Below are 26,586 nucleotides of genomic sequence, written 5' to 3'. Positions count from 1 at the left end.
TGTCATCCCACGTCCAATGCCAGCAGGTCCTCTTCGGTCTCCCGCCGGACGATCAGGCGCGCCTGGCCGTCGCGCACCGCGACCACCGGGGGGCGGGGCACGTGGTTGTAGTTGCTGGCCATGCTCCGGCAGTAGGCACCGGTGCCCGGCACCGCGACAAGATCTCCGGGCTGCACGTCGGCGGGCAGGAATTCATCCTTCACCACGATGTCCCCGGACTCACAATGCTTTCCCACCACGCGGGCGAGCATCGGCTCGGCGGTCGACGCCCGGGACGCCAGCGTCGCGGAGTAGGACGCGTCGTAGAGCGCGGTGCGGATGTTGTCGCTCATCCCGCCGTCGACGCTCACGTACGTCCGGATCCCATCGACGTCCTTGACCGTGCCGACCTCGTAGAGGGTGAACACGGCCGGCCCGACGATCGCCCGGCCCGGCTCGATCGACAGGTGCGGGACCGCCAGCCGTTCGGCGGCGCACTCGGCCTCGACGATCCGGCGCAGCCGCTTCGCGAGGTCCTGCGGGGCGGCCGGGTCGTCCTGGGTCGTGTACGCGATGCCGAAGCCACCGCCGAGGTCCAGCTCGGGCAGCTCCACCCCGCGCGCGTCGCGGATCTGCGCCTGGAGGCCGAGCACCCGGCGGGCGGAGACCTCGAAGCCGCTGGCGTCGAAGATCTGCGAGCCGATGTGCGAGTGCAGGCCGCGCAGCTCCAGGACGCCCTCGTCGAGCACCCGGAAGGCCGCCTCGGCCGCCGCCCCGCCCGCGAGGGAGAAGCCGAACTTCTGGTCCTCGTGCGCGGTGGCGATGAACTCGTGGGTGTGCGCCTCGACGCCGACCGTGACCCGGATCAGCACCCGGGGGCGGACGCCCCGCTCGCGGGCGAGCGCGGTGAGGCGGCCGATCTCGTCGAACGAGTCGAGGATGATCCGGCCGACCCCGGCGTCGAGCGCCCGGGTCAGCTCGGTCACCGACTTGTTGTTGCCGTGGAAGCCGATCCGCTCGGGCGGCATCCCGGCCGACAGCGCGGTGGCCAGCTCGCCGCCGGTGCACACGTCGAGGTGCAGGCCCTCCTCGGCGATCATCCGGACCACGGCCCGGCAGAGGAACGCCTTGCCGGCGTAGTAGACGTCGACGCCGTCGAAGGCGGTGCGGAAGTCCCGGGCCCGGGACCGCAGGTCGTCCTCGTCGAGGACGTAGACCGGGGTGCCGAACTCGGCCGCGAGGTCGCGGACGCCGAGGCCGGCCACGGTGAGCACGCCGTCGCCGTCGCGGGCGACGTTGCGCGGCCACAGCTGCGGCACCAGGGCGTTGACGTCGACCGGGGTACGTAGCCAGGACGGCCCCCGGCTGCCGATGTCACCGTGCAGCGCACCGGCCTCGTGAGCACGCATCAGCGATCTACATCCTTTCCGGGGCCGAGACGCCCAGCAGGCGCAGGCCGTTGGCGATCACGGTGCGGGTGGCGTCGTTGAGCCAGAGCCGGGCCCGGTGCAGGTCGGTGGTCTCCTCGTCGCCGCGCGGCAGGATCCGGCACTCGTCGTAGAACCGGTGGTAGGCCCCGGCCAGCTCCTCCAGGTAGCGGGCCACCCGGTGCGGGCCGCGCAGCTCGGCCGCCGCAGCGACCACGGCGGGGAACTCGGCGAGCGCCTTGAGCAGCTCGTTCTCCTTCTCGTGGCCGAGCAGGTCGGGGCGGAACGCCTCGGCGTCGCCCCGGGTCAGCCCCACCTCGGCGGCGTTGCGGCCCACGCTGGCCGTCCGGGCCGCCACGTACTGCACGTAGTAGACCGGGTTGTCGCGGGTGGCCCGGGTCCACAGCTCGACGTCGATGTCGATCGGGGAGTCGCTGGAGTAGCGGGCGAGCGCGTAGCGGGAGGCGTCCACGCCGATCGCGTCGACCAGGTCCTCCAGGGTCACCACCGTGCCGGCCCGCTTGCTCATCCGGACCGGGGCGCCGTCGCGGACCAGGTTGACCAGCTGGCCGATCAGGATCTCCAGGTTGCGCTCCGGGTCGTCGCCGAAGCAGGCGGCCATCGCCTTCATCCGGCCGATGTAGCCGTGGTGGTCGGCGCCCAGCATGATCACGACGCGGTCGAAGCCGCGCTCCCGCTTGTCCAGGTAGTAGGCGCAGTCGGCGGCGAAGTAGGTCCACTCGCCGTTGGACTTGCGCAGCACCCGGTCCTTGTCGTCGCCGAAGTCGGTGGTGCGCAGCCAGGTCGCGCCGTCCGACTCGTAGAGGTGGCCCTGGTCGCGCAGCCGCTGGAGGGCCAGGTCCAGCTCGCCCCGGTCGTGCAGGTCCTTCTCGTTGAAGTAGGTGTCGAACTCCACCCCGAAGCCGCGCAGCGAGGACTTGATCTCGGCGAACATGAGCTGCACGCCCTCGACCCGGAAAACCTCCTGGGCGGCGGCGTCGTCCAGCTCCAGCACGTCGGGGCGGACGCCCCGGACGGCGTCGGCGATCTCGGTGATGTACGCCCCGGCGTACCCGTCCTCGGGGGCCGGCTCGCCCTTCGCGGCGGCGAGCAGCGACCGGGCGAACCGGTCGATCTGGGAGCCCGCGTCGTTGAAGTAGTATTCCGTCCCGACCTCGGCGCCGGTGGCGCGCAGGAGCCGGCTCAGCGCGTCGCCGACGGCCGCCCAGCGGACGCCGCCGATGTGCACCGGGCCGGTCGGGTTCGCCGAGACGAACTCCAGGTTCATCCGCTGCCCGGCGAGCCGGTCGCTGCGCCCGTACGCCTCGCCCGCCTCGACGATCGTGCGGGCGAGCTGGCCGGCGGCGGCCGCGTCGAGCCGGATGTTGAGGAAGCCGGGGCCGGCGATCTCCACCGACTTGACCCCCGGGGCCCGGCCGAGCTGCTCGGCGAGGGCCGTGGCCAGCTCGCGCGGCGGGACGCCCACCTTCTTGCTGAGCTGGAGGGCCAGCGTGGAGGCGTAGTCGCCGTGCTCGGGGCTGCGAGGTCGCTCGACCGCCGTCCGCTCCGGCAGGGCGGAGCGATCCAGGCCACGCTCGGTGAAGACGGCGTGGGCTGCGGATAGGACGACCTCGGCGAGTTCTGCGGGAGTCACTGATCCATGTTATCGGGGGTAGACTCGGCACCCGCGGCGGCGACCCAGTGTGTGAGACCGGCCCGCCGGATCCCCTGACCGACCGACCTGACGAGGCACGATGAGCATCAGCACACCGGGTGGCGGCCCCGAGCGGCGCCCGAACGTGGTCAGCACCGGCAAGAAGCCGGCAGCGGGCCGGCCGGCAGCAGGCGCCAAGACCGGGTCCGGCGGCGCCAAGCCCGGTTCCACCGGCGCGAAGACCGGTTCCACCAGCGCCAAGGCCGGATCCGGCAAGCCGACGGGCACCCGCCCCGGCGCCGGGGGCAAGGGCCGCAAGCCCATCGCCCCGGTGAAGGTCAGCCAGGGCCGCTCGTGGGGGCCGATCGCGCTCTTCGTCGCCGTGGGTGTGCTGGCCGTGGCGATCATCGGCTACGGCGCCTGGGCGACGTTCCAGGGCGCCAAGCCCTGGGAGGACCGGGCGGACGCGATCGACGGCATCGTCAACTACCGCGAGAAGGACAAGGACCTCGTGTCCGGCGGCAACCACAAGACGGGGCCCCTCACCTACACGGTGCTCCCGCCGGTGGCCGGCCCGCACAACGCGGCCTGGCAGAACTGCATGGGTGACGTCTACCCCGCCCAGATCGCCAACGAGCACGCGGTGCACAGCCTGGAGCACGGCACGGTCTGGATCACCTACCGCCCGGACCTGCCCGCCGACCAGGTGACGAAGCTCGCCGACAAGGTGCGGGGCAAGGAGAAGCTGATGCTCAGCCCGTTCGAGGGGCTGGACAAGCCGATCTCGCTCCAGGCGTGGGGCTACCAGCTCAAGGTCGACAACGCCGACGACGGCCGCATCGACGAGTTCATCAAGACGCTGCGGGTCAACGCCTCGATCGAGGGGCCGACCGCGCTGTGCAGCCAGGGCATCACCGCCACCGGCACCAAGCCGCGCGACGACGCCCAGCAGATGCCGCAGGGCTGAGGAGAGCGATGAGCATCCCGACCATGACCGCGACCAGCGAGCCGGCCAGCCCGGCTCCGGAGGAGCGGCGGTCGCCGGCCCGCTGGGGCACCGCCGCGCTGGCCCTGGCCGTCGTGGTCGGGCTGCTCCTCGGGTACGCCGGTGGCATGCTGACCCCCAGGCTCACCCGGCCGGGCGACGCCTCGGCGGAGGCGGGCTTCGCCCGGGACATGCTGACCCACCACGCGCAGGCGGTGGAGATGGGCCTGATCGCCTTCGACGAGGGCAGCGACCCGGAGGTCCGCAGCATCGGCGGCGACATCGCCACCTCACAGCAGGGCGAGATCGGCACCATGCACACGTGGCTGCGCTCGTGGGGGCTCGACCCGGCGGGCAGCGAGCCGCCGATGTCGTGGATGTCCGACGGCTCCGGCCTGGTCAGGAACGGCCTCATGCCGGGCATGGCCACCCCCGAGGAGATGGCGAAGCTGCACGCGGCCGAGGGCCGGGAGCTGGACGTCCTCTTCCTGCAACTGATGATCAAGCACCACCTGGGCGGCATCCACATGATCGACGGCATCCTCGACGTCAGCGACGAGCCCGACGTCGTCAGGACCGCGCAGACCATGAAGAACACCCAGCGCAACGACCTCACCAATCTCCAGAACGCGCTGAAGCGGCTGGGCGGCTGACCCCGCCCCCACCGCACGTCGCCCGATCGAGAGGTCCGCGTCGCCGCCGCTTCGTCCGGCCGACGCGGACCTCTCGCCATCCCGACGTCCCCTCAGCGACACGACCACCCCACGCCTCTGTCCGCTTTGCGCGGTAAGCGGCATCGTGAACGATCTACCCTATTGCGACACTAAGAGAGTTTTCTCCACACATATCGTGACCAGTTGCGATTCGGGCTCGTTGCGCAGGACGTGGGGGTTGCACTGAGAGACGCGCGGCGTTCGGTCACCAGCTGGTGCCGGCGCCACACCATCGGCGGTGACGGGGCGGTGGCAGCCGTCCGTCGCGGACAGCGGCAGGGCGAGCCGGGAACGCTCAGCCGCGAACAGGAGCTCGAACTCATCGACGTCCTGCGGGGCGTCCATCCCGACGAGCTGGGCCTGGACGAGGAGCTGTGGACGCGGCAGAGCCTGCACACACTCATCCAGCACCGCTTCGAGCCGTCCATGGACGCCGGGGCGGTGGGTGCGTACCTGCGGGCCTGGGGGCTGGGCCCCCGGGAGCCCCGGGAAAGGGCCTGTGGCCTCTGCGTCGGCGCGGTGGAACGCTGGGTGCGCAGCGAGTACCCCGCCATCACCCGGACGGCGCAGGAACACCTCGCCGAGGTCTACTGGATCGGCCGCGTACGCCTGCGGGGCACGATGCCGGCGGCGGACGTCATCTCCGCCGTCTCCTCCCGAGGCCGGGTGCGCTTCATGATCACTACCCCGTCGGTCGACCCGCCGCTGCCGCGCGACTTCGTGCTGCGGCTCAGCGGCGAGGAGCAGCGGACCGTGCACCTGATCGTCGACGGCTCCTGGCCCCGCAACGAGTGGCCCCGACGCCTGCCCCGCCGCATCGTGCTGCACCCGCTGCCGAGCTGCGGCCGCGCCGTCGCCGCCTGACCCCCGCGCCCGCCCCAATGGCGACCGGCCCACACCGCCCGGCACTTCCTTGACCGCTCCCAGCCGGCCGGTCGCACCAGCCCGCCACCTCGGCCGGCAACACCACCCAGCCCCAACGGCCGGCGACACCACCCGGCGACACGGCCAACCGTACCGACGGACGGCACCAGTTGGCCGCACCAGCCAGCGGCACCGGCGAGTGGAACGTCAGGGGTGCATCCGGCGCCCGGAGACACCCGTGAGGTTCCACTCGTGCCGGCCGGAGGACTTCCCGGCAGCAACATTCGACGCAGGTGGAACGGGGCGGCACCCGTCACCGGCCCTCCGGCGACCGGCACCAGCAGGGCGGGCGACACGAGGGCGCGCACCGGATACCGATTCGGCGTTCCGCGGAGACGTTTGCTAGTCTTCTCCAGTCGCTGAGCCCCCGTAGCTCAGGGGATAGAGCACCGCCCTCCGGAGGCGGGGGCGCAGGTTCGAATCCTGCCGGGGGCACCACACCACACCCAGTCAACGCATCGCTCATCCGACGTTGACTGTTCCCTCCGTCGATCTTCGAACGAAGACGACCACACAAACGCCCGACGACAGGTGTCGTCGGGCGTTTCCGTGTACCAGGGCTGCGGCGAGGCCGTTCCCGGCAGCGACGCGGGTGGCCTTCGACGCACGCCGTTCGAGCCCGTCCGGCACCCCGTCCCGCGCGCGAACACCGACCACCCAGCCGGCCCGGCCCGCGCACCCAGGTCGCCGTGGTCACGTACTGCTGCGGCCCGGGTGGCGCGTCACCCGGACCGCCGTCGCGCCCACAGCCGCCGTCCGCGCGGACACCGGCCGGAAGCAGTGCGGGCGGGCGGCACCGCATCGAGGAGACGGCGGTGCCGCACCGCCACGGGGTCAGTCGGCGGCGAGGCCGTGCAGGAAACCGTCCTGGTCGCCGACCAGCAGCAGGTCGCCGATGACGACCGGCGGGCTGTAGCAGTAGGCGCTGGTCGTCAGTTGCAACCGGGAGCGGACGGCCCCGGTGGCCACGTCGAGCCCGACCAGCAGTCCCGTGGTCGTCGGGGTCCACGCGACGCCGTCGTGGATCGCCGCGCCGGTGCTGACCGGGCGGGCGCCCAGCCCGGCTGTCCAGCGGGCCTGGCCGGTGGCCGGGTCCACCCGGGAGGCGGTGCGACCGCCGTCGTCGAACATCAGCACGTCGCCGCCGTCCAGCACGAGCTTCGGGGCGTAGACGTAGGAGCCGGCCACCGACCAGCGGGGCTCCCCGGTCGCGGGGTCCAGCGCGAACGCGCTGGCCACGGTGGACACGAGGACCAGCCCGGTGGGCAGCACCTCCAGGTTGTCCGCCCAGGGGCCGTAAATGAGACGGCTGTAGGCGGTGGTGCGGGTAGTGGTGGAGAAGGACCAGAGAATGGCACCGGTGCGGGCGTCGTGGGCGTACACGTTGCCGTCGCCTGCGCCGGCGTAGACCCGGGTGCCGTCGCTGGCGGCGCGCCCGGCGAACATGCCCTTCCCGGCCACCCGCCACACCGGGTCGCCCGTGCGCGCGTCGACGGCCTGCCGGGTCTCGCCGGCGGAGATCACCACGACGGTACGACCGTCGACCGTGGTGACCAGCGGGCTGCCGAGCACCGGGGCACCGGCGTCGTGGGTGAACCGGCGCCGGCCGGTGGCCGCGTCGAGGGCGTGCAGGCGGTGGTCGTCGGAGGGGACGTAGACGGTCCCGCCGTCGGGAGCGAACGCCGGCCGGCCGTACACCGCGCCGATCCGCGTCTGCCATCGGCGGGACAGTCCCCGGCGGGTGGGCCGGGCGCCGAGGACGTTCCCGCCGGTGGTCGCCGCGACCAGCAGGCCGTCCCGGGCCGCCAGGCCGGCCTGCACCGGCGCACCGAGCTGCTCGCTCCAGCGCAGCCGCCGGGCGTTGTCGGGGAGGGCGAAGGTGCGGGTCTGCTCGTGCCATGCGCCGTCGGCGTCGGTGACCCGTACGGTCATCCGGTGCTCGCCGGGCGGGAGCGACGTGAGGTCCAGCCCGCCGGTGTAGCGGCGGCCGGCCCCGTCGGGGGCCAGGTTGCGCCACTGGCCGTCGTCCTTGAGCCCGTAGGTGTGCTGCGGATAGAGCTGGGCCTTCACGTTGGCGGTGCGGGCGTGCGGGGCGAGCCGCACGGACACCGCCAGCGCGGCGCCCGCCGGGTCGAGCGAGACCGCCTGGGGTCGCTGCGCGGCGGCGGTACGCGGGCCGGCGATCGGGATGTCCAGCACCGCGCGGGACTCGGCGCTGCCGTCGGCGGCCCGCTGCACGGCCGTGACCTTCAGCACCTCACCGTCGGGCCCGTCGGTGCGCTGCACCCAGTAGTAGATCGCCGAGCCGCGGGTGTCGTCGACCGCCAACTGGGTCACCCCGTTGAAGCGTTGCACCTGCTCGGCGTGCACGTGCCCGGCGAACATGGCCCGTACGTCGTAGCGGTCGAGCAGCCGCAGCAGCCGCTCCTGGTCGGAGACGTAGTAGTTGTCGCCGCCGAACGGGAAGTGGCAGAGCATGACGATCGGCACGCCGCGCGGCACCCGGTCCAGGTCGCGGGTCAGCCACCGGATGCCGGACTCGCCGAACCCGCCCGGCTCCTGGAGCAGGTGGCTCGGGTCCAGCGCGACGAAGTGCAGGCCGTCGTGGTCGAACGAGTACCGGCTCGGCCCGAACAGCGACCCGTACCGTTCGCCGGCCGTGCTGTCCCACCGCCAGTCGTGGTTGCCCGGCACGTGCCGGATCCGGGGTCGCAGCGCCGCCGGGATGGTGTCGAGGTAGGTGTCGTACTCGGCCACGGAGCCGTGCTCGACGATGTCCCCGACGTGGCACACGATCTCCGGGTTCCGGGCGGCGATCTGCTCGTACGTCCAGCGCACGCCCTCGGTCCGCTCGGGCAGGTCCACGTCGATCTGCGTGTCGCCCAGCAGCGCGAACCCCGGCGACCAGGGCCCACCGGTTCGGGGTGCGGGCCGGCCGGCGGTCGCGGGCGCGGCGCCGACCGTGGCGCCGGTGGCCGCTGCGGTGACCGCGCCGACGCCCAGGCCGAGCAGACGGCGGCGGTCCATCGGGAGACGGGCGGGTTCGTTGGCGGTCGGCGATGGCATGGGTGCGGTCCTTCCGACGGGCGCGGGAAATGCCGGGAAGTGTGGCATGGGCCACGACCGCCGAACCAGCGATCTCCTGCACATCTCGCCGAGATCCGCAGGAGATCGTCAACATCGCCGGAGAAATGTTCGTTTCCTTGCAGGCCCGGGGTCACGCCACCTGGTCGGCCGGCGCCGTGGCGCGCCGTCCCGCCCGGTCGGCCGGGTCCGTGCCGGGCCGCCCCGCCCAGCGCAGCAGCGCGACGAACGCCAGCGCGGCGGTCACCGCCCCGCCCACCAGACGCACCCGGTGCCCGGCGACGAACTCGGCCGCGACCTGCCGCAGGTACTCCGGTGAGTGCGTGCCGACCGGGTCGACGAACATGATCTCGTTGCGCGGCCAGAAGAAGAACACGGAGAACAGGAACTCGCAGGCGACGAAGACCACGGCCGCGCCGGCGACCCACCAGCGCAGCCGGCGGTCGCGCCAGGTCAGCACCGCCGCGGCGAGGCAGGCGAGCACGACGGTCGCGCCGAGCGGCGGGAAGTAGTCACTCGGGCCGCCCGCCACCAGGAACTCGCGGGCCCGGTCCAGCGACGCCGGCGGGTCCCCGAAGATGTTCGGGTAGAGCATCACGGTCTCGGCGGCGACGCCGCCGAACGACATCATCGCCGTCCACACCAGAACGACGAGCACCGTCCAGGTGAGCCTGTCACGGGTCATGGGTCCTCCTGCCGATCCGTCGGCGCCGTCCCGGCGCCGTCGGCCGGGCCGTCCCGGCGCCGTCCGCTGGGTCGTCGTCGACGCTAGGTCGGCCGCCGCGGCCCGTCTGCCGTCCGACGGCGTGAAGGCGGGGTCGCCTGTGGACGTACGGCGGTGCGGGCCGGTCGCCCGTCCGCGCGGCCGGCCGTCGCCTCCCGACGTAGCCCGGACGGGCGACGGGCGACAGACGATGAGCGACGGACGACGGGACGAGCGACGGCGACGGTGACGGGCATCGGCAGGGCCGACGGTGGCGACACCGGCAGGGCCGACGGTGACGGGCGGGGCTGGCGCGCGTACGTCAGCCGGCGGCGCGGCGGGCGCGGGCCCGGCGCTTGCCCTCGTGCATGGCCTGCACCCGGGCCACCGGGATGGTGTGCCCCTCCGCGACCAGGTCCGCCGGGAGCCGCTGCGGCGCGGGCAGCCGCTCGGCCCAGGGGTCGCGTCCGGCGGTCAGCGCCGGGGCGGTGCGGATGGTGAAGTCGGCCGGGGTCACGTCGCCCAGGTCGGCCCAGTCGACCGGGAAGGAGACCGGCACGCCCGGCCGCAGCCGGGGACTGTAGGCGGCCACCACGGTCGCCCCGCCGGCCCGGGTCGAGTCGACGAACACCCTGCCGCCCCGGTCCTCGCGGATGAAGGCGGTGGTGGCCAGCGCCGGATCGAGTCGTTCGGCGCGGGCCGCCACCGCCCGGGTCGCGGCGGCCATGTCCTCCACCGTGGCGCCCTCCGCGACCGGCACGAAGACGTGCACGCCCTTGGCCCCGCTGGTCTTGACCGCGCCGGCGAGCCCCGCGTCGGCGAGCGCCTGCCGGACCAGCAGTGCCGCGGCGACCGCCAGCGCGAAGGAGTCCCCCTCCGGCGGATCGAGGTCCAGCACCAGGTGGGTGGGGCGGTGCAGGTCGTCGACCGTGGCCAGGGTGGGGTGGTACTCCACCGCGCGCTGGTTGGCGAACCAGAGCAGGGTACGCCGGTCGTCGCAGAGCGCGTACGAGATCTCGCGGTGCGACGCCTCGGCCCAGACCGGGGTGCGGGCCACCCAGTCCGGCGTGTACTTCGGCAGGTTCTTCTGCATGAACGGCGGCTGCCCCGGCCGGACCCGGATGACCGACAGCGGCCGGCCGCGCAGCTGCGGCAGGATCCGCTCGTGCACCGCGTCGAGGTAGTCGACCAGGTCCCGCTTGGTCGCGTCGGCGCCGTCGAACAACGGCTGGTCGAGGTTGGTCAGCGACACCCCGTCCCGGGTCTCGTCAGCGCCACTCATCCGACCACCTTCGCGGCCCGGGGGCCAACGGTCAACCGGACGCGGCGGGGCGAACCGCCGCGAACGGATCGCCGCCGGCCCGGACGACGTCGAGCATCCGCTGCGTGTGCCCGCGGGCGGCGGCGTACAGGCCCCCGCCGTAGCTGACCCGGGCCACCCCGAGCGCGGCCAGCTCCGGCACCGTGGGGGCGCCGGGGCGGGCGAGCGCGTTCACCGCCCCGGGCACGGCCGCCACCAGCTCGGACAGGATCGCCGGGTCGGCGAGCAGGATCGGGTAGACGCAGTCCGCGCCGGCCGCGAGGTAGCGGGTGGCCCGCCGGACCGCCTCCGGGAGCAGGGCCGCGGGCTCGCCGCCGCCGGCGAGGAAGACGTCGATGCGGGCGTTGAGCACCACCGGCACCCCGGCCGCGTCGGCCGCCGCCCGGACCTCGGCGAGCAGGTCGGCCTGCGCACCGGCGTCGACCGACCGGCCGGTACGCGGGTCGGAGTCCTCCAGGTTGAGCCCGACCGCACCGGCGTCGAGCAGGCGCTCCACCAGCTCGGCGGGGCGCAGCCCGTACCCCCGCTCCAGGTCGGCGGTGACGGGGACGGCGACGGCGCGGGCGAGGCGGGCCACGGCGGCGAACATCTCCCCCGGCGGGGTGGCCTCGCCGTCGGCGTGGCCGAGCGCCTCGGCGACGGCGCTGCTGCTGGTGGCCACGGCCGGGAAGCCGGCGGCAGCGACCTGGCGGGCGGAGCTGGCGTCCCAGGCGTTGGGCAGGATCAGCGGGTCACCGGGCCGGTGCAGCGTGCGCAGCGCCGCCGCCCGGACGGCGAGGTCGTCGGTCATACGGCGATTCTCGGCGGACCGGCGCCCGGGGCGCAGCCCCGTTCCGTGTCGACGGACCTTGCCGCTTCCGCCGCCGACGACGCACGGGCGACGCGGTTTGTCGGCGGGGAACACCCTCTGTGACCATGAGGGCGGAGCGTGAGGAGGCATGGGCGTGCCGCAGGGAAACAGCGACGGTACCGGCGGGCGGGCGTCCGAGGGGTGCGGGGCGGTCGACGGGTCCTCCGCCCCCGGCCAGGCCACGGCCTGCACGGTCCGCGAGGTGCTCGACCGGGTGGGCGGCAAGTGGAGCATCGGCATCCTCGTGGCCGCCTCCCAGGGCCCGGTGCGCTTCACGGAGCTGGAACGCCGCGTGGAGGGGATCAGCCGGCGGATGCTCACCCTGACCCTGCGCAACCTGGAGCGCGACGGGCTGCTGCACCGGAAGGTCCACCCGACCGTCCCGCCGAAGGTGGAGTACACCGCCACCCCGATCGCGCTGGAACTCCACGAGTCGCTGGTGGCCCTGACCCACTGGGCGGAACGGCACCGCAGCGCGATCGCCGACGCCCGGGCCAGGTACGACCGGGCGCACGACGGGGACCTTCCGCCCGGCCCGCAGGGGTAAACCCCCGCCGCGTGTGGGGAACGCCACGCCCTTCATCTGACCGATCGGTCAGGGTCTGACCGATCGGTCAGGCATGCTGGTCGGGGAGGTGGGCCGGCATGGCGCGGATGGTTCCGGAGACGCACGACGAGATCCTTGCGGCGGCGGCCCGACGCTTCGCGACGACCGGCTACCGGGGCACCTCGTTGCAGGACATCGCCCGCGAGGTGGGCTGCTCCAAGGCGGCGGTGCTCTACCACTTCGCCAACAAGGAGGCCATCCTCACCGAGCTGATGGCCCCGGCGATCGACGTCCTCCAGGCGCTCGACGAGCGGATCCGCGCGCATCGCGGCGCGGACGCCCAACGGGTCGCCGCCGAGGGCTTCGTCGACCTCGCGGTCCGTTTCCGCCGCGAGATCGCCCTGCTCCGGGGCGAGTTCCCGGAGCTGCTCAAGCAGCCCGCCTTCGCACACATCCAGCGGATGTCCGAGCGACTGGTCGACGCGCTCGCCGGGCACCCGGAACGCCCGTCCGCCCGGATCGTGGCGCTGGTGCTGCTCGCCGGCATCTCCGAGACCTGCGGGGAGTTCGCCGACGTACCCGACGAGGAGCTGCGCGCCGCCCTGCTGGCGCTCGCCCGGCGGGCACTGGAGCCCGTCGACTGATTCCCACCCAACCATCCACGACCGAGGACAAGGAACTCATGGCCACCCTGCTCTACCGGCTCGGCCGGGGCTCGATGCGCCGGCGGCGACTCGTCGCGGCGATCTGGCTCGTCGTACTCGTCGGTCTCGGCCTCGCCGCCGCGACCCTGCGCGGCCCGATAGCCGACAACTTCACCATGCCCGGCACCGAGTCGCAGCGCGCCCTGGACCTGCTCGCCGAGCAGTTCCCGGCGGCGAGCGGCGCGACCGGCACGATCGCGCTCAAGGCGCCGGCCGACGGCGCACTCGCCAGCCCGCAGGGGCAGGCCGTGGTGAAGGAACTCACCCAGGAGGCCGCCACGCTGCCCGGCGTCGTCGGCGCCGTCGATCCGTTCCAGGTGGGAGCGGTCTCCCCCGACGGCCGGTACGCGCTGGTCCAGGTCCAGTTCGCCACCGGCGCCGACGAGGTGACCGACGCCCAGCGCGACGCGTACGAGAAGGTCGGCGAGCGGGCCGAGGCCCAGGGCTGGGAGGTCGCGCCCGGCGGCGAGGTGCTCAGCAGCGTGCCGGAGGTCGGCTCGACTGAGGCCATCGGCGTGGCGGTCGCCGCGATCGTCCTGGTGGTCACCTTCGGTTCGCTGGTGGCGGCCGGGATGACGATGCTCAACGCGCTGATCGGCGTGGGCGTCGGCATGGCGGGTCTGTTCGCGATCAGCAGCGTGGTCGACCTGAGCAGCACCGCGCCGATCCTCGCCCTGATGCTCGGCCTCGCGGTCGGCATCGACTACTCGCTCTTCATCACCTCCCGCTACCGGCAGAACCTGATGGAGGGGCTGCCACCGGACGAGGCGGTGGGCCGCGCGGTCGGCACGGCCGGCTCGGCCGTGGTCTTCGCCGGCGCCACCGTCGTCATCGCGCTGGCCGGGCTGGCCGTGGTGAACATCCCGTTCCTGACGGTGATGGGTCTGGCCGCCGCCGGCACGGTCACCATCGCGGTGCTGGTTGCGATCACTCTCCAGCCGGCCCTGCTCGGCTTCGCCGGCCGCCGGGTGCTGCCCCGCAAGCTGCGCTCGACGGCGCCGGCCGCGGACGACCGGGCGGGCGACGCCGCCGACGCGGTCACTCCGCCCGCCGAGGACCGGTCGGGCTTCGGGTTCCGCTGGGCGCGCCTCGTCACCCGGTTCCGGGTGCCGGTCATCCTGGTCGGGCTGATCGGGTTGGGGCTGCTCGCCCTGCCCGCGCCCGACATGCGGCTGGCGCTGCCGGACGCGGGCACCGCGCCGGTCGGCTCGGCCGCCCGGGAGTCGAATGACGTGATCACCGAGGGCTTCGGGCCCGGCTTCACCGGCCGGCTCGCGGTGGTGGTCGCCGGTGACACCCCGCAGGCGACCTCGGCCGCCATTCCGCAGGTCACCGCGCTGATCCAGCGCACCGAGAACGTCCTCGCGGTGGCCCCGCCGCAGCTCAGCCCGGACGGCCGCACCGCGCTGCTCGGGGTGGTGCCGAAGACCGGCCCGACCGACGAGGCCACCGAGACCCTGGTCAACGACGTCCGCGCGGAGGTGGGCGGGTTCCCCGACGTCGACGTGCTGCTGACCGGGGCGACCGCGATCGGCATCGACGTCTCCGAGAAGCTCTCCGACGCGCTGCCGGTGTACCTGCTGCTGGTGGTGGGGCTGTCGGTGCTGCTGCTGATGCTGGTCTTCCGCTCGCTGCTGGTGCCGGTCAAGGCCGCGCTGGGCTTCCTGCTCACCGTCGCCGCCACCTTCGGCATCACCGTGGCGGTGTTCCAGCAGGGCCACCTCGCCGACCTGGTCGGCCTGGACACGCCCGGCCCGCTGGTCAGTTTCCTGCCGATCCTGCTGATCGGCATCCTGTTCGGCCTCGCGATGGACTACGAGGTCTTCCTGGTCTCCCGGATGCGGGAGGACTTCGTGCACGGCGACACCGCGCAGCAGGCGACCATCAACGGGATGGGGCACGGTGCCCGGGTGGTGACCGCCGCCGCGCTGATCATGATCTCGGTGTTCGGCGGCTTCGTCTTCCTCGACGACCCGGTCATCAAGTCGATGGGCTTCGCGCTCGCCATCGGCGTCGCCATCGACGCGTTCGTGGTCCGGATGACCATCGTGCCGGCCGTGATGTCGCTGCTCGGCAAGCGGGCCTGGTGGCTCCCCCGCTGGCTGGACAAGATCCTGCCCAACGTCGACATCGAGGGCGAGGGCCTCCGCGCCCACCTGGACGAGAAGTCCCCCGCCCACCCCTGACCCACCCCACCGCTCTCCCGCGTGTTGTGCAGATGCGCATCGCGCTGCGTCACCACCTTGAGTCGATCATGCAGTCGTGGTGCCCCGCACAACCGGCGAGCCCGGTTGGAACGGGCACCACGACTGCATGATCGCCGGGACCTGGGTGGGCCCGGGTCAGACGCCGGCCGGGTAGGTCTCCATCTCGCCCGGGGTGGTGAGGGCCGGGAGGGGGTGCAGGGCCGTGGTCTCGTCGCACCAGATCAGGGCGTCGTAGCGCTCCCCCAGGCGGGTCGGCACGTAGTTGCCCCACGACTCGAAGGACGGGTCGTAGACCACCCCGATCGCCCGGTGGTCGGCGGTTCCGGTGACCCAGCCGGGCTGGTCGTCGCCGCCGAAGACCAGCACGGCCCGCTCGGGCATCAGCTCGTGCAGCCGGTGCTCGACCGAGCCGGGGCGGGCCGGCGGCACCACCATCGCCTCGGCCGGCGAACCCCAGCGGGGCGCGGCGATCACCGTGCCCCGGTAGCCGCCGAAGCCGACCAGGACCACCTCGTCGGCGCCGTGCCGCTCGCGGGCCAACTGGCCGATGTTGACCATCCCGTCGGCGGCCATGTCGGTGGCCCGGGCGTCGCCGACGTGCGTGTTGTGCGCCCAGACGACGCCCCGCGCGCCCGGGCCGTAGCGCTCCAGCAGCCGGTCCAGGGTGTCCGTCATGTGCGTGTCCCGGATGTTCCACGACTCCGGCCCGCCGCCCACCATCGACCGGTAGTAGCGCTCCGCGCCGGCCACCACCTCCGCGTTCTGCCAGGCCGAGAAGCTGTCCGGGCCGTCCGCGACGGCCTGTTCGCGGGTACGCGCCAGCAGTCGCACGACCTCCTCCTCGCAGCGGGCGGAGACGAACCGGCTCGCCATGCCGTACTCCTCGACCCGCTTGCCGTACGGCTCGAAGCAGCGGTACGCGTCCTGTGCCGCCTCCAGCGATCCCGGGTCCTCCTCGCCGAGGTAGTCGAAGATCGCCTGCATGGACTCCCACAGGCTGTAGACGTCCAGGCCGTGGAAGCCGGCCCGGGCGTCCTGGGGCCGCTCCACGTTCCACGCCCGCAGCCAGGAGCAGAAGCGGGCCACCTCGGCGTTCGCCCACATCCAGGTCGGCCAGCGCTCGAAGCGCTCCAGCGCGACGCGCGGGTCGGCGGCCCCGCCCGGGGCGGCGGTCACCGAGCGGTGCACCCGGTCGCAGTCGGGCCAGTCCCCCTCCACGGCCACGAAGGAGAACCCGCACTCGGCGATCAGCCGGCGGGTGAGCTGTTCGCGCAGACGGTAGTAGTCGTAGTTGCCGTGCGTCGCCTCGCCGATCATCACGATCCGGGCGTCCCGGACGCGCTCCAGCAACGGGTCGAAGTCGCTCGGCGCGCCGAGCCGCTGAACCAGCATGCCGGCGGCTACCCGGCGCGCCGCCGGGGCAAACCGCCGAACGTCGATCGGCGGGCGTGTGCCGGCGGGCTGAGCGGGTAGGCCGCCGACATGACCGTCACCGGCGTGCAGTTGCAGGAGTACCTGGCCGGGCTCGACTACCCGGTCTCCCGGGAGGACCTGGTCCGCTGGGGCCAGGAGAACGGGGTCAGCACGGCGATGCTCCAGACGCTCCGGGCCCTGCCGGCGGAGGAGTTCGACTCCCCCGCCGAGCTGAGCGAGGCCCTGAACACGCTGGCCTGAGCTCAGCCCGGCAGGTCGACGGTGCGGCCCTCGGCGCGGGCGGTCTCGGCGGCGGCGAGCACGGCCACGACCTCGCGGCCGAAGCGCACGTCGCAGCGGTGGTCCCGGGTGCCCGAGCCGATCTCCTCCAGCAACTGGTCGATCGCCACCCCGAGGGCGGTCGCCGCGTCGCCCTCGCCGGCCGGCACGGTCTCGACGCCGTGCTCGCCGTAGAAGACGAACTCCTGGCTCACCGCCTCCTGCGGGGCGTCCAGGGTCAGCGACACCGTGCTGGTCGCGCCCCCGTCGTGGGTGAGGAGCAGGTGGACGAGCCCACGCGGCCCGTCCATCGCGGCGACGCGGGTGACCCGGCCGAGCACCGGCAGGACGAGCGACAGCGCGTGCGGGCCGATGTCCCACAGCGCGCCGTGCTCCCGGCGCCAGGGCGAGGCCCCGTAGGGGCTGCCGGGCCGGAAGATGGAGGCGAACCGGATCGCCTTGGCGGTGTGCCACCCGCCGACGGCGGCCGTCGAGGCGAGAAAGGCGGCGATGTCCGGCCGGTAGCGGCCGGTGAAGAAGACCACCGAGGCGACGCCCGCCGCCTGTGCGGCGTCGACCACCCGGTCGGCCTCGGCGACGCTCAACGCGAGCGGCTTGTCCAGCAGCAGGTGCCGGCCGGCGGTGGCCGCGCGGACCGCGATGCCGGCCTGGACGTCCGGCGGGAGAGCCACGGCGACCGCGTCGCAGGCGTCGATGAGCGCGTCGACGTCGTCGAACGCCGGCACTCCGTAGCGCTCGGCCAGGGCCGCGGCCTTGCGCGGGTCCCGGCCCCACACGCCCGCGAACGCGACCCCCGGGTGCGCGTGCAGCGCGGCGGCGTGCGTCTCGGCCGCCCAGTGACCGGTGCCGAACAACCCGAACCGCACCACGAGCACCTCCACCGTCGTCGCGTCACACCACGGTACCCGTGGCCATACGCCACACCGGACCCTGTGCCTGATGTCGTCGGCGCGCCCGCGCGGTGGTCAGGTGGCGGCTGATTCGGCCGCGCGCCGCTCCCTTCCCCGTGCCGCCCGGCCGGCACGTGCCCACCCCCGCCGCTGGGTCGTCGCGGACCATCCGCCGGTGACATGCCGTCGCGTCGGGTCTCCTCCTGTCCGGACGGCGATCCTGAAGGTCGCGTGCCTCAGCTCCGCAGGGTGGTGGTCAACCGTTCCGCGGCGAGCTGGGCTCCGTCGGTGCTGATGGCGGCGGCGAACGCCCGGGCGCGGGCGGCCACCTCGGGCCGCAGTGCGGCGCTGAGAGCCGCGGTCAGCGACTCGACGGTCGGTACCGCGCCGGAGTGCGCGCCGCCGATGCCGAGTGCGGACACGCGTCGCGCGAAGTAGTGCTGGTCGTAGACCTGCGGGATGACGACCTGCGGCGTCCCGGCCCGCGCGGCCGTGGTCGTGGTGCCCGAGCCGCCGTGGTGGACCACCGCGGCCACCCGCTTGAACAGCTCCTGCTGGTTCACCTCGCCGACGACCAGGCAGTCGGGCGCCCGGACGGCCAGCGAGAGGGGCGCCCAGCCCCGGGAGACGACCAGTCGGCAGCCGACCGCGCGCACCGCCTTGACGGCCGTCTCCAGCAGGCCGGGGGGTGCGGCGACACTGCCGAATCCCACGTAGACGCACGGCTCGTCGCTCGCGTCCAGGAAGGTCGCCAACTCGGGCGGCAGCGCCCGCTCGTCCGGCAGGAGCCAGGCGCCCGGTTGGTAGACGGTCCGGTCGGCGGCGTCCGGCCAGGGCGCCAGCGTCCGGTCGACCGCCAGCCACGGTTGGTCGGTGTGGATGTGGGCGCTGACGTCCTCGACCGGACCCAGTCCGATCGTCGCCCGGAGCGCGTTGAGCGGCGCGCCGAAGGTGTCGTTGACGTGCCGCTGGTTGGCGGCCCACAGCTCGCCGTTGTCGGCCGACGCGGGCGCGGGCACCTCCCCGAGGGCGGGCAGCGGCAGCGGAGCGTGGTGCGGCGAGGGAAGGGCCGCCGGGCAGAATGCCGTGAAGACGTACGGTATGCCCCGCTTCTCCGCCACGGTGCGGGCGGCGATCTGGAGGCCGGTCGACGCGACGACGGCGTCGCAGTCCCGGGCCGCCGCCGACAACACCTCGAACTGGATGCCGATGGAGGACTCCGCCAGCTGACGCACCTGCGCCGGCGACGGGCGGGGTACGGCGGCCCGCGGCCTGGGCGCCGCCGACCTGCGCCAGGGCGGACCGACGGGCACGAAGGGGATCTTGAAGGTGGCCACCCACCGGGCGAAGTCCGGTGGGGCGCAGAGGCGAACCTGCAGACCGAGAGCTGTCAACCGCGATGCCAGCGCCACCAGTGGTTGGACGTCGCCACGCGACCCGAGGGTCGACAACAGTACGCGCAAGATGCTCGCCTTTCCGGCTGTAGCGACGGATCCGGGCACGGTGCAGCGAGCCGGGGCCCGCACGTCGGGCCCGGCCGCACCGTCGATCTGCTACCTCGCCGGGGGACGCCCCGGCGCCTGTGCCGTGGGTCGTGCCCGGGCGGGAACCTGGCCGGGCACCCGGCGCGTGACGCCGGCCACGGGCTGGCGGGCCCGTAGCGTCAACACGTCACCGAGCCCCTCGACCGCGCGCAGCTCGGCCACGTACTCGGCGGCCTGTGCCTGGCGCAGGTAGTCCAGCGTCTGCGGGTCGGCGGCGCACATCCCCGGTGTCGCGTCGGCGGTGGCGACCAGGTGGACCTCGCCGGCCAGCTGCACCGAGGCGGAGATGAACTGGCAGAGCTCCGGCCACAGCAGGTACCGCCAGAAGTCGACGCTGACCACCGCGTCCATGCTGCCCGCCGGCATGGGTGGGGCCACGCCGAGCAGGTGGAAGTTGGCCGGCCCGACGGGAGCGGAGTAGTCGTAGGTGAGGGCCGAGGCGGGCAGCCTCGCCTCGGCGCGGCCGGTGCCGATCCAGAGCGCCTTGGGTCCCCGCAACTTGCCGGCGAGGCGCGCGACGGCGGGTCCGATGGCGCAGGCCGAGTGCTCGACGCACTCGTCGACGAGCGACCGGTAGTACAGGATCCGCCGGATCGCCTCGTACCCCATGACCGCGGTGAGAAACTCCCATTCGAGGCAGGGGTACAACCTGGCCGCCTGCTGGAAGTTGGCCTTCATCTCCATCCAGTTGCGGGTGATGTTCTTGTGGTGCGGCAGGTGGACGACCCGGGCCTCGTCGTCGTAGCCGAAGTTGACGCCGTCCGGCAGGCTCCGGTCCACGCGGTAGAACAGCTCGACGTCCTCCACGCCGTAGCTGAGACCGAACGCCTCGCGGTAGCCACCGACCTTCGTGAAGAGCGCGGTGGAGAGCGAGATGTTGTGCGTGTAGGCGATCACCCAGCCGGCCCGCAGCCAGTCGCCGCCGTCGTCCGGGAGTCCCGTCGCGAACCGCAGGTCGCCACCGTGCGGGAAGGCACGCGCGATCGTGTCCGACTCGCCGGCCAGCACGGCCGGGAGGTCCGCGAGGCCGATCTCGTCCCGCCGGCCGATCAGCACCGCCGCGTTGCCGGGCGTGTCGTGCCACGCCAGGTGCCTCTCCAACAGGTCGGGCACGGCCCACGAGTCGGCGTCGAGGAAGACGAGCAGGGGTGCGGTGGCAGCCCGCGCCCCCTCGTTGCGGGCGGTGGAGCGGCCCTTGCGCCGGGGGAGTTCCACCACGCGCAGGCGGAGGCCGGCGCCTTCGGCGAGGGCCTCGGCGTACCCGTCGGACGATCCACCGTCCCGGACCACGATCACTTCGAAGCGCTCCGGCGGCAGCGTCTGCCGGGTCAGCGCCCGCAGGGTCAGCGCGAGGCACTGCGGATCCTGGTAGGTCGGCATCACCACGCTCAGCGCCGGGGGGATGGTGGGCAGCGACATGGCGATCCTCTCCGTCAGACGAACGTGCCGTCCGAGTGTGGCGACGATGGCCCGAGAATAACGGTCCGCGACATTCCGCTTACCCGCGAGTAGGGGTCAATAGGGGTACCCCACTGTCCTCTGGCGACATTCGTTGCCGCCTCGGCGGAACACGCTCCCACGCCCACCGGCCCGACGCCGTCGGACCACCGGGAGCCGGGACGGACCGCCGGCGGACCCCTGACAGGAGGCGGCGGGTGACGGGGTGTACTACGCGGGTTAGTAGGCTGTGCCGGTGACCGAGACACACCCCGGACGACCCCGATGACCAGCGCGGCGTCGGCGGGTTCGCCGGTGGACGGGCTCCTCGCGACCGCCTCGATCGTGCTGTCGCTCCTCGTCGCTGCGTGGGCGCTGGTCGCCACGCTGCGGCACCGCGCACCGGACCGGGTGCAGTTCGCCGGCCTGGCCGTGCTGGAGGTGGCGCTGCTCGCGCTCGCGGCGGTGGCGCTGGTCGCCATCGGCGGCGGCGAGCGACCGGGCGAGCCGGGAGCCTTCTTCGGGTACGTCGCCACGGTGGTCTGCCTGCCGCCGCTGGCCTGGGTGCTGGCCCGGATGGAGCCGACGCGCTGGGGCTCGGCGATCGTCTGCGCGGTCTGCCTGGTCACGCCGGTGGTCGTCGTACGGCTCCAGCAGACCTGGGAGGTGCTGGGTGGCTGACGTACGTGCCCCGGAGGCGACGCGGACCAACGCCGGCCCGGGGCGGCTGCTGATCGCGGTCTACCTGCTCTTCGCGATCGCCGCGACGAGCCGCGCGGGCCTCCAGATCGCCACGAAGTTCGACGAGGCGCCCGTGGCGTACCTGCTCTCGGCGCTCGCCGCGGCCATCTACATCGTCGCGGCGGTGGGGCTGGCCCGCGCCGGCGCCGCCGGCCGGCGCGTCGCCCTCGCGTGCTGCGCCGTGGAGCTGGTCGGGGTGCTCGGCGTCGGGGCCCTCAGTCTCGCCGACCCGGAGCTCTTCCCCGACGAGACGGTCTGGTCGCAGTTCGGCAGCGGGTACGGCTACATCCCGCTGGTCCTGCCGGTGCTCGGCCTGCTCTGGCTCTGGCGCACCCGCCCCGCCCCGGCGGCCTGACCCCGGCGGGCGCCGCCCAAGGTGTAAGGAAAGGGCCCCTTCCTAACGCATTGCGTCAGGAAGGGGCCCTTCCTCACACCTCAGTCCTTGGGGCCGCCGGCCACGTAGATCACCTGGCCGGAGACGAAGGAGGCGCCCTCGCTGGCCAGGAACGAGATGCTGTGCGCGACGTCCTCGGGGCGGCCGACCCGGCGTACCGCGATCTCCGACTCGGCGTGCTTCTGGAGCGCCTCGAAGTCGACCTTCATCCGGGCGGCGGTGGCGGCGGTCATGTCGGTGACGATGAAGCCGGGCGCGACCGCGTTGACGGTCACCCCGAACGGGCCCAGCTCGATGGCGAGGGTCTTGGTGAAGCCCTGGAGGCCGGCCTTCGCGGCGGCGTAGTTCGCCTGGCCCCGGTTGCCCAGCGCCGAGGTGCTGGAGAGGTTGACGATCCGGCCCCACTTCGCCTCGACCATGTGCTTCTGGGCGGCCTGGCTGAACAGGAACGCGCCGCGCAGGTGCACGCCCATGACCGTGTCCCAGTCGGCGTCGGTCATCTTGAACAGCAGGTTGTCGCGGAGCACGCCGGCGTTGTTGACCAGCACCGTCGGGGCGCCCAGCTCGGCGGCGACCCGCGCCACGGCCGCCTCGACCTGGGCCCGGTCGGACACGTCCGCGCCGACGCCGAGCGCCCGGCCGCCGGCCGCCACGATCGCGTCCACGGTCTCCTTCGTCGCCGACTCCTCGATGTCGACCACGGCGACCGCGAGGCCGTCGGCCGCCAGCCGCCGGGCGGTGGTCGCCCCGATCCCCCGCGCCGCGCCCGTGACGATGGCGACCCGCTGCTCCTCCGACATGCCTACCTCCCGGTAACTTACGCTCGATCGAAGGAGCTTAACCCAGCCGTACGCCGACGCCGGCCCGGCGCGGGACGTCGGTCACGAGCATCGCCCGGCTACTCTCGCCGCCGTGGAGGCAGTGGAGATCGAAGCACCCGTCGTCGGGGTCACCGTCTATCCGGACCGCGCCCGGGTCACGCGCCGGGGCAGCACCCGGTTGGCCGCAGGTGAGCACCGCGTACGCGTCGCGCCGTTGCCGATGGGCCTGCGGCGGGACTCGCTGCGGGTCGGCGGGCGGGGCGCCGCCACCGTGCTCGGCGTGGACGTCACGACGTGGCGGCAGCCGCGCAGCACCGACGGGCAGGTCCGTGAGCTGGAGCAGCGGAGCCGGGAACTTGCCGACGCGCTGGCCGAGGTCGACGACGCGTGCGAGGTCGAGGCGCAGCGGGGGCAGTTCCTCACCCGGCTGGCCGACCGGGCCGGCGGCACGTATGCCCGCGCGCTGGCCTCCGGTGACGCCGCCCCGGCCGACGTGGCCACCTTCGCCGACTCGGTCGCCGGTCAGCTCGCGGACTCCCAGCGCCGCCGTCGCGCGCTGGCCCGGCAGCGTACCGACCTGACCGAGGAGCTGGCGGCCGTCGAGCGGCAACTGGACGCCACGCGCGGCAAGCGGAGACCGGACCAGCTGGTCGCCGAGGTGACCGTGTCGGTGGACGCCGACGACGACGAGCTGGACCTGGAGCTGAGCTACCTGGTCGACGGGGCCCGCTGGCAGCCCTCCTACGACCTGCGGCTGGTCGACGACACCATGACCGTCACCTGGTTCGGGCTGGTCAGCCAGGACACCGGCGAGGACTGGCCGGAGTGCGTACTCGAACTCTCGACGGCCCGGCCGGCGGCGGCGACCCGCGTACCCGAACTGACGCCCTGGTATCTCGACCGGCTCCGGCCGGTGCCGCCGCCGATGCCGAGGGCGGCCAGCTTCGGCGCGATGCCGGCCCCCGCGGCGCCCGACGGTCCGCCCGCCGGGGCCGTGGCCCGGTCCGGCGCGCCGCGCCCCGAGATGCGCGAGAGCGTGGCCACCGTCGAGCAGGGGGTCACGGCGGCCACCTACCGGCCGGCCCGCCCGGTCGCGGTACCGGCGGACGGCAGCGCCCACCGGGCCACGATCGCCGTGCTGGAGCTGCCGGCCCGGCTGGACCACGTGACCGTGCCGGTCCGCGCCACCGAGGCGCACCTGCGCGCGACGGTCCGCAACACCTCGGAGCACACGCTGCTCCCCGGCCCGGCGGCGGTCTTCCACGGCGCCGACTTCGTCGCGGCCACCCGGCTGCCGGTGTGGGCGCCCGGTGAGGAGACCGAGCTGGCGCTCGGCGTCGACGACCGGGTACGGGTGGAGCGGAAGCTGGGCCGGCGCGCCGACACCCGGGCCACGCTCGGCTCGACCCGGCGGCGGGACGTGGAGTACCGGATCAGCGTGGCCAACCACACGCCCCGCCCGGCGAGCGTGGAGGTGCGCGACCAGCTGCCGGTGTCCCGGGACGAGGCGGTGGTCGTGCGGGAGTCCACCCTCGTCCCGCCGCCGGCCGAGCGCACCGAGCTGGGCGAGCTGACCTGGCGGCTCCGGCTCGGGCCGGGCGAGAGCGGCGAGATCGCCATGGGTTTCCGGGTCGAGATCGCCAAGGGGGTCGAGCTGGCCGGCTGGCGGGAGTGACCGGCCGTCCGCCGGGGTGGGGCGGACGGCCGTCGACGTGGTGGCCGGGTCAGAAGCCGCGGCCCCGGCAGAGGCGGATCCACCGGTAGCCGTAGCCGGCCACCTTGAGCCGGTCGAGCTTGCCGACGTCGCCGTAGTTGCGGTCGGCGAGGACGTCGATGGGCAGGTCCGCCTCGGGCTCCAGCATGCTGAGGTCCACCTCGGCGTCGGTGGTGCCGAGGTTGTGCACGAAGAGCATCGTGCCGGTCCGCCCGTCGGCCCGGTGCGCCAGCACGCCGGGTGGCATCGCCACGTCGATGTGGGTGGTCGAGCCCGAGCCCACCTCGGGGGCCTCGCGCAGCGTACGGATCATCCGCTCGAACCAGGCGAGCAGCGACTTCTGGTCGCTGCGCTGGGCGGTCACGTTGACCTTCTCGTACGAGAACTCGCCCTTGTCGATCACCGGGCGGATCAGCTTCTCCGGGTCGGCCGTGGAGAAGCCGGCGTTCGGCTGGTACGACCACTGCATCGGGGTGCGGATCGCCTCCCGGCCGGGCAGCGACAGGTCCTCCCCCATGCCGATCTCCTCGCCGTAGCGCAGCACCGGCGTGCCGCGCAGCGAGAACTGCAACGCGTACGCCAGCTCGATGCGGCGGCGGTCGTTGCCGAGCATCGGGGCGAGCCGGCGGCGGATGCCCCGGTCGTAGATGCGCATGTTCTCGTCGGGACCGAACTGCTCGTACACCTGGTTGCGCTGCTCGGCGGTGAGCCGGGAGAGGTCGATCTCGTCGTGGTTGCGCAGGAAGGTGGCCCACTGCCCGCCCTCGGGCAGCGCCGGGGTGTCCCGCAGCGCCTCGATGATCGGCTCCGGGTCCTGCCGCGCCAGGGCCAGCATCAGGCGCCCGTTGAGCATGAAGTCGAAGAGCATGTGCAGCCGGTTGCCCGAGCCGCCGCTGTCGGCGAAGAAGGTCGGCAGCTGGTCGGGCTCGACGTTGGCCTCGGCGAGCAGGACGGCGTCGCCCCGGCGCCACTGCACGTGCTGGCGCAGCTCGGTGAGGAACTCGAAGTCCTTCGGCGAGTTCGGGTTGCCCGCCTCGGTCAGCTCGATGATGAACGGCACCGCGTCCATCCGGAAGCCGGAGACGCCGAGCTGGAGCCAGAACGAGACGATCTTCTTGATCTCCTCGCGGACGGCGGGGTTCGTGAAGTTCAGGTCCGGCTGGAACTTGTAGAACCGGTGGTAGTACCAGGCCTTGGCGGTCCGGTCGTAGGTCCACGTCTCGTGCTGCTCGCCGGGGAAGACCATGCCCTGGTGCCGGTCGCTCGGCTCGTGGTCGGCCCAGACGTACCAGTCGCGGTACGGCGAGTCCGGCGAGGAGCGGGCGGACTGGAACCACGGGTGCTCGTTCGACGTGTGGTTCACGACCAGGTCGATGATCACCCGGATGCCGCGGTTCTGCGCCTGGTGCAGCAGTTCCGCAAAGTCGCCGAGGGTGCCGAAGCGCGGGTCGATGTTGTAGAAGTCGGTCGCGTCGTACCCGTCGTCCCGGTTGGGCGACGGGTGGATGGGGTGCAGCCAGAGGCAGGTCACGCCCAGCCGGGCGAGGTAGTCCAGCCGGCCGATGAGCCCCCGGATGTCGCCGACCCCGTCGCCGTCGGAGTCCGCGTACGTGTCGATGTCGAGGCAGTAGACGACCGCCTCCGAGTACCACCTGTCAGCCATACCGGGCTAATGTCTCCGATCCCGGCCGCCCGCAAACACCGGGGCCCGGCGCTCCGCGTTCCCCGGTGGCCCGGCAGGAGGGCCGGCAGCGCGACGGCCGGGCGGTGCGGGCACGACCTCGCCCGCACCGCCCGTTCGGCGGGCGCGGCCCGTCAGGTGGCGATGTCGACGTCGCCGACCTGCCCGCCGCCGGCCATCGTCAGCCACCCGGCGTAGATGCCCTGCTTGGCGAAGAAGTTCCCGCCGCCGACGAACGCGAACCAGTCGTCGCCGCCGACCGCGACGTCGCTGACCTGCCCACCCTCGGCCAGGGTGAGCCACCCGCCGTTGATGCCGTCCTTGGCGTAGAAGTTGCCGCCCTGCACCCAGCCGATCCGGTTTCCGGAGAGCACGACCTTCGTCGCCCCACCCGAGTTCACCGCCTGCCACGACGAGTACAGGCCGTCCTTCGCGTACAACACCCCCGCCGAATTGACGAACGCGAACCGGTCACCACTGACCGCGATGTCCCGCACCTGCCCGCCCCCGGCCAGCGTCAACCACTGCCCGTAGACACCCTCCTTGACATAGA

General features: G+C 73.5%; 23 protein-coding genes and 1 tRNA gene. 11 read left to right on the top strand and 13 right to left on the bottom strand.

The genetic code is table 11. The features are described from left to right. Positions 1–2: 2 nt before the first annotated feature. Positions 3–1,388 carry a diaminopimelate decarboxylase gene (lysA, locus tag EV374_RS02870; RefSeq protein ID WP_132231178.1) on the bottom strand — a complete coding sequence of 462 codons (1,386 nt, stop codon included), beginning with the start codon at positions 1,386–1,388 and terminating at the stop codon, positions 3–5. Between the two features lie 7 nt (positions 1,389–1,395). After that, complete coding sequence (gene argS, locus EV374_RS02865; protein WP_132231177.1) at positions 1,396–3,060, bottom strand: arginine--tRNA ligase; 1,665 nt, start codon at positions 3,058–3,060, stop codon at positions 1,396–1,398. Between the two features lie 100 nt (positions 3,061–3,160). Between argS and EV374_RS02860 the strand changes: the two genes are divergently transcribed. The 4 genes from EV374_RS02860 (at position 3,161) to EV374_RS02845 (ending at position 6,120) form a co-directional block, all read left to right on the top strand. Beyond that, entirely contained in the window at positions 3,161–4,027 is an 867-nt protein-coding gene (locus tag EV374_RS02860) for a thioredoxin-like domain-containing protein (protein WP_132231176.1), read from the top strand. An 8-nt stretch (positions 4,028–4,035) separates the two neighbouring features. Beyond that, positions 4,036–4,698 (top strand): DUF305 domain-containing protein, encoded by a 663-nt coding sequence (locus EV374_RS02855; RefSeq protein ID WP_132231175.1) that lies wholly within the window; start codon positions 4,036–4,038, stop codon positions 4,696–4,698. A 231-nt stretch (positions 4,699–4,929) separates the two neighbouring features. Next, positions 4,930–5,622, top strand: a complete 693-nt coding sequence (locus tag EV374_RS02850) for a winged helix-turn-helix domain-containing protein (RefSeq protein WP_132231388.1) — start codon at positions 4,930–4,932, stop codon at positions 5,620–5,622. A 423-nt stretch (positions 5,623–6,045) separates the two neighbouring features. Then, positions 6,046–6,120: transfer RNA gene (locus EV374_RS02845), tRNA-Arg, on the top strand. A 396-nt stretch (positions 6,121–6,516) separates the two neighbouring features. Here the strand turns inward: EV374_RS02845 and EV374_RS02840 are convergent. The 4 genes from EV374_RS02840 to EV374_RS02825 form a co-directional block, all read right to left on the bottom strand. Continuing rightward, entirely contained in the window at positions 6,517–8,748 is a 2,232-nt protein-coding gene (locus tag EV374_RS02840; RefSeq protein ID WP_165947705.1) for an outer membrane protein assembly factor BamB family protein, read from the bottom strand. A gap of 151 nt (positions 8,749–8,899) precedes the next feature. Beyond that, positions 8,900–9,451, bottom strand: a complete 552-nt coding sequence (locus EV374_RS02835) for an anthrone oxygenase family protein (protein ID WP_132231173.1) — start codon at positions 9,449–9,451, stop codon at positions 8,900–8,902. Positions 9,452–9,791: 340 nt separating this feature from the next. After that, a complete protein-coding gene (gene ligD / locus EV374_RS02830) occupies positions 9,792–10,751 on the bottom strand; it encodes a non-homologous end-joining DNA ligase (RefSeq protein ID WP_132231172.1) in 960 nt (319 codons plus the stop codon). Positions 10,752–10,782: 31 nt separating this feature from the next. After that, a complete protein-coding gene (locus EV374_RS02825) occupies positions 10,783–11,580 on the bottom strand; it encodes an isocitrate lyase/PEP mutase family protein (RefSeq protein WP_132231171.1) in 798 nt (265 codons plus the stop codon). Between the two features lie 154 nt (positions 11,581–11,734). Here EV374_RS02825 and EV374_RS02820 point away from each other — a divergent pair, with 154 nt between their 5' ends. The 3 genes from EV374_RS02820 to EV374_RS02810 all read left to right on the top strand — a co-directional run bounded on the left by EV374_RS02820 (position 11,735) and on the right by EV374_RS02810 (position 15,077). Beyond that, on the top strand, positions 11,735–12,187 hold the full coding sequence (locus tag EV374_RS02820; protein ID WP_486485538.1) for a winged helix-turn-helix transcriptional regulator: 453 nt from the start codon (positions 11,735–11,737) through the stop codon (positions 12,185–12,187). Positions 12,188–12,285: 98 nt separating this feature from the next. Beyond that, positions 12,286–12,831, top strand: a complete 546-nt coding sequence (locus EV374_RS02815; RefSeq protein ID WP_132231169.1) for a TetR/AcrR family transcriptional regulator — start codon at positions 12,286–12,288, stop codon at positions 12,829–12,831. A 38-nt stretch (positions 12,832–12,869) separates the two neighbouring features. Then, positions 12,870–15,077, top strand: coding sequence for an MMPL family transporter (locus EV374_RS02810; RefSeq protein ID WP_132231168.1), 2,208 nt, complete (start codon positions 12,870–12,872; stop codon positions 15,075–15,077). Positions 15,078–15,233: 156 nt separating this feature from the next. Here the strand turns inward: EV374_RS02810 and EV374_RS02805 are convergent, their stop codons facing one another. Further along, on the bottom strand, positions 15,234–16,490 hold the full coding sequence (locus EV374_RS02805; RefSeq protein WP_132231167.1) for an erythromycin esterase family protein: 1,257 nt from the start codon (positions 16,488–16,490) through the stop codon (positions 15,234–15,236). A gap of 90 nt (positions 16,491–16,580) precedes the next feature. Between EV374_RS02805 and EV374_RS02800 the strand changes: the two genes are divergently transcribed. Further along, positions 16,581–16,772 (top strand): DUF2795 domain-containing protein, encoded by a 192-nt coding sequence (locus EV374_RS02800; protein ID WP_132231166.1) that lies wholly within the window; start codon positions 16,581–16,583, stop codon positions 16,770–16,772. Positions 16,773–16,774: 2 nt separating this feature from the next. Here EV374_RS02800 and EV374_RS02795 read toward each other — a convergent pair whose 3' ends face one another. The 3 genes from EV374_RS02795 to EV374_RS02785 all read right to left on the bottom strand — a co-directional run bounded on the left by EV374_RS02795 (position 16,775) and on the right by EV374_RS02785 (position 20,664). Continuing rightward, on the bottom strand, positions 16,775–17,680 hold the full coding sequence (locus tag EV374_RS02795; RefSeq protein WP_207913850.1) for a Gfo/Idh/MocA family protein: 906 nt from the start codon (positions 17,678–17,680) through the stop codon (positions 16,775–16,777). A gap of 257 nt (positions 17,681–17,937) precedes the next feature. Further along, positions 17,938–19,164, bottom strand: a complete 1,227-nt coding sequence (locus tag EV374_RS02790; protein WP_132231164.1) for a glycosyltransferase — start codon at positions 19,162–19,164, stop codon at positions 17,938–17,940. 90 nt (positions 19,165–19,254) lie between these two features. Next, complete coding sequence (locus EV374_RS02785) at positions 19,255–20,664, bottom strand: glycosyltransferase family 2 protein (protein WP_132231163.1); 1,410 nt, start codon at positions 20,662–20,664, stop codon at positions 19,255–19,257. Between the two features lie 303 nt (positions 20,665–20,967). Between EV374_RS02785 and EV374_RS02780 the strand changes: the two genes are divergently transcribed. Both EV374_RS02780 and EV374_RS02775 read left to right on the top strand, forming a co-directional pair. Beyond that, positions 20,968–21,363: a hypothetical protein gene (locus EV374_RS02780; protein WP_132231162.1), complete on the top strand. Its 396-nt coding sequence runs from the start codon at positions 20,968–20,970 to the stop codon at positions 21,361–21,363. Next, on the top strand, positions 21,356–21,778 hold the full coding sequence (locus EV374_RS02775; RefSeq protein ID WP_132231161.1) for a hypothetical protein: 423 nt from the start codon (positions 21,356–21,358) through the stop codon (positions 21,776–21,778). Before EV374_RS02780 ends, EV374_RS02775 begins: the two co-directional genes overlap by 8 nt. An 80-nt stretch (positions 21,779–21,858) precedes the next feature. Here EV374_RS02775 and fabG read toward each other — a convergent pair whose 3' ends face one another. Then, positions 21,859–22,617 (bottom strand): 3-oxoacyl-ACP reductase FabG, encoded by a 759-nt coding sequence (gene fabG, locus EV374_RS02770; protein WP_132231160.1) that lies wholly within the window; start codon positions 22,615–22,617, stop codon positions 21,859–21,861. A gap of 112 nt (positions 22,618–22,729) precedes the next feature. Here fabG and EV374_RS02765 point away from each other — a divergent pair, with 112 nt between their 5' ends. After that, positions 22,730–24,313, top strand: coding sequence for a DUF4139 domain-containing protein (locus tag EV374_RS02765; protein WP_132231159.1), 1,584 nt, complete (start codon positions 22,730–22,732; stop codon positions 24,311–24,313). Positions 24,314–24,362: 49 nt separating this feature from the next. On the opposite strand, the gene EV374_RS02760 is transcribed toward EV374_RS02765, so the two are convergent. After that, positions 24,363–26,015: an alpha-amylase family protein gene (locus EV374_RS02760; protein ID WP_132231158.1), complete on the bottom strand. Its 1,653-nt coding sequence runs from the start codon at positions 26,013–26,015 to the stop codon at positions 24,363–24,365. Between the two features lie 152 nt (positions 26,016–26,167). Then, on the bottom strand, positions 26,168–26,586 hold a 419-nt coding region (locus EV374_RS32395), incomplete at its 5' end, for a hypothetical protein (RefSeq protein ID WP_165947704.1).

Source organism: Micromonospora sp. CNZ303, from assembly GCF_004345505.1.
This window is presented reverse-complemented; position numbering and strand designations above follow the sequence as displayed.